Below are 6,212 nucleotides of genomic sequence, written 5' to 3'. Positions count from 1 at the left end.
TCACTACAACGACATCAGAGGATTCCATTGCGACTGACGAGCCACTTCCCATCGCAATTCCGATATCTGCATTCGCTAGCGCGGGCGCATCATTGATCCCATCGCCAATCATCCCAACAACTTCTTCTTTTCCTTGGCTTTTTAAGACAAAATCTATTTTATCTTCCGGTAACATGGAAGAAATATAGTCATCTACCTTTACTTCCTTTGCAACCTGTGCCGCAACCTTTTCGTTATCTCCCGTTAAAAGATAAACCTTGATGCCCTCTTTTTGGAAATCCGCAACCGTACTCGCTGACTGCGGACGAATTCGATCCCGGAGTGAGAAGTAACCGACGACTTCATTTCCCTTCGCTACAAATATGGTCGTATCGCCTTTTTCCAGTAGCTTTTCAAACTGATCAAATTTATCATATTGCTTAAATGCATCCGGTTTTCCAACTAGGATTGCCCCTTTTTTAATTCCCGAACCAGCAATTTCTTCAATCGATTCCGCTTGATTCACTTGTGCTAAGTTAATCTCTTTAAAGGCAGAAACAATTGCTCTTCCGATTGGGTGACTGGATTGTTGCTCCATATAAATGACTTCTTTTAACAGCTCTTGGTCCAAATGATAATCGACCACTTGGAAGTCGCCATACGTCAATGTTCCGGTCTTATCTGTATACAAAATATTCATTGTACTTAACGCTTCCATTGCGGCTCCACCTTTAAATAAGATACCGTTTTTGGCTCCATTACTTATCGCGCTTAACGTAGCCGGTGTAGCTGATGCCACCAATGCACATGGACTAGCCACTGTTAAAAGTACCATTCCACGATAAAATGCTTCTTCTAATGGTAGGCTTAGGAAATAATATAGAAAGAAGATGAAAATAGGTACGATAATTAAAACGCCAATCACGTACTTACTTTCAATACGGTCTATAAACTTTGCGATTCGAGAAGGTTTGTTTTGTGCTTCTTCAACCATCCGGATAATATTGGAAAACATGGTTTGATTCAGTGTCTTGTTTACTTCTATATGAAAAACATTTCCTTCATTAATCGTTCCGGCAAAAACTTCCTCCTTTAACTCTTTTTCTACTGGGACAGACTCACCCGTTAAAGCCGCTTCATTCACGATTGCATTTCGGTCGATCAAGCCATCAATAGGGATTTGACCACCTTTCGATACCACGACAATGTCCCCAATAACTAACTCTTTCGTAGGGGTAACCACTACATCCCCATTTTCTTTTAGCACTTGGGCTGTGTCGGGTACTTGCGCCATTAATTCTGAAATCGCGCTGGTGGATTTGTTCGTTGCATAATCTTCCAAAACTTCTGCAGCAGCAAAAATCAATAGCAACGCCGCTCCTTCAGACTCAAAATCAATGATTACTGCACCAACTGCTGCCAAAACCATTAATAGGTCGACATTTGGTGAGCGATCTTTAATCGTTTCAACAACAGCATGTTTTGCCGCATAGAAGCCTAAAAAGAAAATTGAAATATAAAATAGTATGGAACTGTATGCATCATTTAGTGGGATAAAGATAAACCCTAAGATTGTAAATAAAACACCGACAACTAAAAATTGTCCTTGCCTACTTTTTGTTAGATACTCAACCATTTCTAAAACCTCTTTCTTATTTTTTGTTTTTTTGCTTACCAATTATTACAAATCCATTTCATCTCATCTTTTCACTCCCCTTTATTTAGAAATATATATATAAAAAAGGACACACCTATAGAACAGAATTAACTGTCCCACAGGTATGCCCTTATTATTTACATACTCTGCTGCCGCAAAAATTGCAGCCCGGCTGCATGGACCTTTTATATGTCCACCGCCTGTTCAGATCACAATGAATATAACCAACAAACAAAATCTGTTATATTCCAAAGCTTTCATTATTTAGTTTTAATATGCTTCATTGATTCTCATGTGACTATTATAACAAATTTTTTTTGAATTTCAAATCGCTTTTCCATTATTTGAACAGGGTAGAATAGCAATCGCAGCCATAAGCTTTGTGGCGGATCGAAGTCTAGGAAATGTATGCTTCCTTAGTTAGTTCATAAAGTTTTATTTCCACTTTTTTAAATAATTTTTGATATTCTTCTCCCATTTTTTGGTAAATTTCTAATAATTGCATCAATTCTTTTTTTTTAATAAATCACCCATGTGTTCACTCCTGTTCTCCCTCTGTTGTTTTGAATATTCATAATACTTTAAAGGGTTCTGTTGCAAAGTTTTCTGATAAACTGATTTTAAGGTAAAATGAATGGAAAAGATAGCTTGGAGGAATCAAGATAGATCATTTTAAAGGCAAGCAATTTCAGAAAGATGTGATTATTGTCGCCGTAGGCTACTACCTTCGGTATAATCTTAGCTATCGTGACGTCCAAGAAATCCTATATGACCGTGGCATTAACGTTTCTCACACCACCGTCTACCGCTGGGTACAGGAATATGGAAAACTACTTTACACTATTTGGAAAAAGAAAAATAAACAATCCTTCTATTCGTGGAAGATGGATGAGACCTATATTAAAATCAAAGGGAAATGGCACTATCTTTATCGAGCAATCGATGCAGATGGTTTAACCTTGGATATTTGGTTACGTAAAAAACGGGACACACAAGCAGCCTATGCTTTTCTTAAGCGGTTAGTGAAGCAGTTTGATGAACCGAAGGTTGTAGTCACAGATAAAGCCCCCTCTATTACAAGTGCCTTTAAGAAACTAAAAGAATACGGCTTTTATCAAGGGACAGAACATCGTACCATTAAATACCTGAATAATTTGATTGAACAAGACCATCGTCCAGTAAAGAGACGCAATAAATTCTATCGAAGTTTACGCACTGCCTCTACCACGATTAAAGGCATGGAAGCCATCCGAGGATTATATAAGAAAACCCGAAAAGAAGGCACTCTCTTCGGGTTTTCGGTCTGTACTGAAATCAAGGTATTATTGGGAATCCCAGCTTAAATCATAGATACCGTAAGGGATTTTATTCTTTATTTAAAACTTTGCAACAGAACCGTCGTTCCAAAGATTCGATGACAAAAATATCCTTCTTCCTTAAAAAATGAAGTTCTTTTTGCAATTATTCTCGTGAGGTCTTCTTTTAACTACATAAAATTGTAACCACTGGTTTTAAGAGTAGTGTATCATCCCAAATCATATAATTAATTGACTGCGATTGTTATAAAACTCACGGTAAGCCATATAACTAGCAATAAATGAAGAAATCGCAGTAACTGAAATCAACATAAACATCACAACAATTTGGTAACGAATCGCTTGAACAGGATCAATTCCCGCAAAAATCAACCCTGACATCATACCTGGTAGGCTGACAAGTCCAACCGTTTTTGTTCGGTCAATAGAAGGAGCCATGCCCGTTTTGACGCTTTCTCTTACAATACTCATGGACGCTTGTTTTTTATTGGCTCCCAATGCCAATTTTTCCAATACCTGTTGGCGTTGGTCCGTAAATTTTGAATTCAAAGACCGATAGGTCACTCCAATCGCAGTCATGGCGTTGCTGGCAATCATGCCTGTAATTGGAACGATTTGGGAAGGGGACCAGTCAATGACTCCTGAAAAAACAAGAATGAGTAAGGACAAGGCTGTTCCTACTCCAATAGCCGTCGTTGAAATTTTAAAAGAGCGGTTGATCCCCTCACTGCGTGTATGGGCGTTATAAGAAGCGTTGAACACAATGAACAAAACCATCGCTAAAGTGAGAAAGTTGTTATCCACTCGTAATACGTAGCTCAATACATATCCAATAAGGAATAATTGAACGACAGCGCGAATTCCCGCAATAAAAATGTCGTTTCCTAATCCCAATTTCTCTTTGTAATCAATCAACAAGGCAACTATCAAGAGGACAGAGGATAAAAGCAAAGAAAGATTACTGATTTCCAAATTGTTTGTCATTTCGATTCCTCCATTTTTCCACCTTTGATAGTAATCAGACGAGAAGCTTGGTCGATTTCTTCCTGGTTGTGAGTGACGGCCAACACCGTAGTTTGTTGGTCTTTCATCATGTCTCGGACTAAATCAAGGACAATCGCTCTGTTTTCTTGGTCCAATGAACTGGTAACTTCATCCAGGAGCAACACTTTCGGTTGATACATCAAATTTCGGACCAATGCAACCCGTTGTTTTTCCCCTCCTGATAGTTCCTTGACCTCTTTCGATAAGTAAGTTTCAGGTATTTGAACTCGTTCTAACAATTTTTTTGCACGTTCCCGATCAAATCCTTCTTCTCTTATGCGGGCAGGAAAAGACAAGTTCTCTTGAACTGTCTCATCGAATAGAGAAGCGTTTTGAAAGAAATAAGAGACTTCTTTTCTATACTCCACAGGATCGATTTTTTGCAGATCCGTACCTCGATAATAAATTTTTCCGGAAGTTGGGGAAAGCAGCGTACCAATTAATTTCAAAAGGGTACTTTTTCCACTTCCAGAAGGACCAGAAAAAACAATCACTTCCCCTTTGTTTACTGTAAAAGAGATATCTTGAAGGATTTGGTTTCCGTTTGCCTGAAAACCAACCTTCTCTAATTGAAACAATGAATCACTCATACCACTTCTCTCCTTTATAAAAAAGCCCTGCACCAGTGGACCATCCATACGGGTGCAGGGCTTTTGTTTCATCCTAGTGTACCTCAGTGTTCGTTTGGATCGTTTTTGGCGTCTTCATGAGTAGGGTGAACCGTTCCTTCAAGGTGATCTGGACCAGCATAAATGGTATACAGTCTGAGCGGCTTATCACCGGTGTTTTCGATGTTGTGCCACATGTCCGCCGGAACAAATACGGCGTCATCATCCATCACTTTTTGTTGAACATGTAAGTTATCTTTAGAAGGCCCCATTTTACACACGCCTTCTCCTTCTTCAATACGGATAAATTGGTCAATGCCTTCGTGCACTTCCAAACCGATGTCATCGCCCGGTTGAATGGACATTACGGTGACTTGCAGTTTACTGCCTGTCCAAATGGTCGTCCGGTAATTATCATTTCCTGTGGTGGCGTCTTCAATATTAATGATATACGGCTTCTTCCCATGATCCTTGTAGTCTATTTCCATCTTCCATTCCTCCTAGTCTTTGTACTGAAACAATGATACCTACTTCTTATTTATAATAATTCTAATTAATGATACCACATCTAAAATTCTATGCAAAAAAATTAGCTTTTTGGAGAGCGATTCTAAACAAAGACCATATAACGCGCAATTACAATTGGTACCCCTTAATCCTCAGCACATAAAGGAAAAAATATGGAATCAAAAAATAACCGATATGTACTCTGGTTATGACTTGGATCAGGGAGAATTTCAGAGACGACACATCATACTTTTTTAGTTTGCACTTGTAAAATAACTAGCGTACATTAAGTTTATGCTCACTATCAAGCGTTGTCAATCCTTTAGACTCTTATCAATTTCGAAAGAAAGTAGCAAGGTTATTGATTGTGACTGTAAAAGTGGGGTGTTCCTATAAGCACATTAAACTATCTTCTCTAATTTATCATGCTATTTAAATTCTGTTTTTTCATGAGAATTTTTGTCCAAAACTTGTTAAAATGATTTTAAAAAATACTTACATACACAATCCCCAAAAAACACTAATGTCATTTCAGTCAAAAAAGATACCGCAGAAAATTTCCACCTGAGATTCAATACGATATTACTCTCTTGACAGCCAGCTTAATTCCTTAGTTGAATAGATTATTAAAGTGCACAAAAAAACAATGCGGCGTTTGTTATATTTTCTGGTATAAGCGACGGTGCTATAAACTTTTTTGCAGATTAAAAATCATATGAATTTAACTCCAGTAATAAGAGTTTAAGTGCCAATGCATGTTTGATTTCTTCGTTGCGTTGGTAAATCAAGAACAAAGTCGGGGTTTGGACGCGTCCAACGCTAAACACGCCTCTCATGCCGTTTTTCTGCATATAAAGCGTGTAAAGACGGGTGAGATTGATTCCTACCAGCCAATCAGCGATTTGTCGGGTTTCTGCTTCTTTGTAAGTGGAATAAAACGCCTGTCCGTCCTTCAGATTTTGAAATCCTTTTTTGATTTCGCTAGTTTCAAGCGAGTTGATCCATAAACGTTTAATGGTTTTCCGGCTATTTCCCGAAAGGTTGATAATCAAGCGGGCGATTGCTTCACCTTCTCGGTCGCTGTCGGTCGCAATCACGATT

General features: G+C 38.4%; 5 protein-coding genes, 1 pseudogene and 1 riboswitch. Of the genes and pseudogenes, 1 reads left to right on the top strand and 5 read right to left on the bottom strand.

Annotated elements, in window-relative coordinates:
- Positions 1–1,615, bottom strand: a 1,615-nt coding sequence (locus IGI76_RS17245) for a heavy metal translocating P-type ATPase (protein ID WP_438792268.1), incomplete at its 3' end; no start/stop codon positions are given.
- 130 nt (positions 1,616–1,745) lie between these two features.
- Positions 1,746–1,854: riboswitch (NiCo riboswitch) on the bottom strand.
- Between the two features lie 444 nt (positions 1,855–2,298).
- Here IGI76_RS17245 and IGI76_RS17240 point away from each other — a divergent pair.
- Positions 2,299–2,979: an IS6 family transposase gene (locus IGI76_RS17240; protein WP_438781862.1), complete on the top strand. Its 681-nt coding sequence runs from the start codon at positions 2,299–2,301 to the stop codon at positions 2,977–2,979.
- A gap of 192 nt (positions 2,980–3,171) precedes the next feature.
- Here the strand turns inward: IGI76_RS17240 and IGI76_RS17235 are convergent, their stop codons facing one another.
- The 4 genes and pseudogenes from IGI76_RS17235 to IGI76_RS17220 all read right to left on the bottom strand — a co-directional run.
- Positions 3,172–3,936 carry an ABC transporter permease gene (locus IGI76_RS17235; protein WP_002318452.1) on the bottom strand — a complete coding sequence of 255 codons (765 nt, stop codon included), beginning with the start codon at positions 3,934–3,936 and terminating at the stop codon, positions 3,172–3,174.
- Positions 3,933–4,586, bottom strand: coding sequence for an ABC transporter ATP-binding protein (locus IGI76_RS17230; RefSeq protein ID WP_002307505.1), 654 nt, complete (start codon positions 4,584–4,586; stop codon positions 3,933–3,935). Before IGI76_RS17230 ends, IGI76_RS17235 begins: the two co-directional genes overlap by 4 nt.
- Positions 4,587–4,669: 83 nt before the next feature.
- A complete protein-coding gene (locus IGI76_RS17225) occupies positions 4,670–5,092 on the bottom strand; it encodes a cupin domain-containing protein (RefSeq protein ID WP_002307506.1) in 423 nt (140 codons plus the stop codon).
- A 774-nt stretch (positions 5,093–5,866) separates the two neighbouring features.
- A pseudogene (locus IGI76_RS17220) lies at positions 5,867–6,208 on the bottom strand (DNA topoisomerase); the annotation flags it as partial.
- Positions 6,209–6,212: the final 4 nt, after the last annotated feature.

The organism is Enterococcus sp. DIV2449a (genome assembly GCF_051711225.1).
Lineage (GTDB): Bacteria > Bacillota > Bacilli > Lactobacillales > Enterococcaceae > Enterococcus_D > Enterococcus_D casseliflavus.
This window is presented reverse-complemented; position numbering and strand designations above follow the sequence as displayed.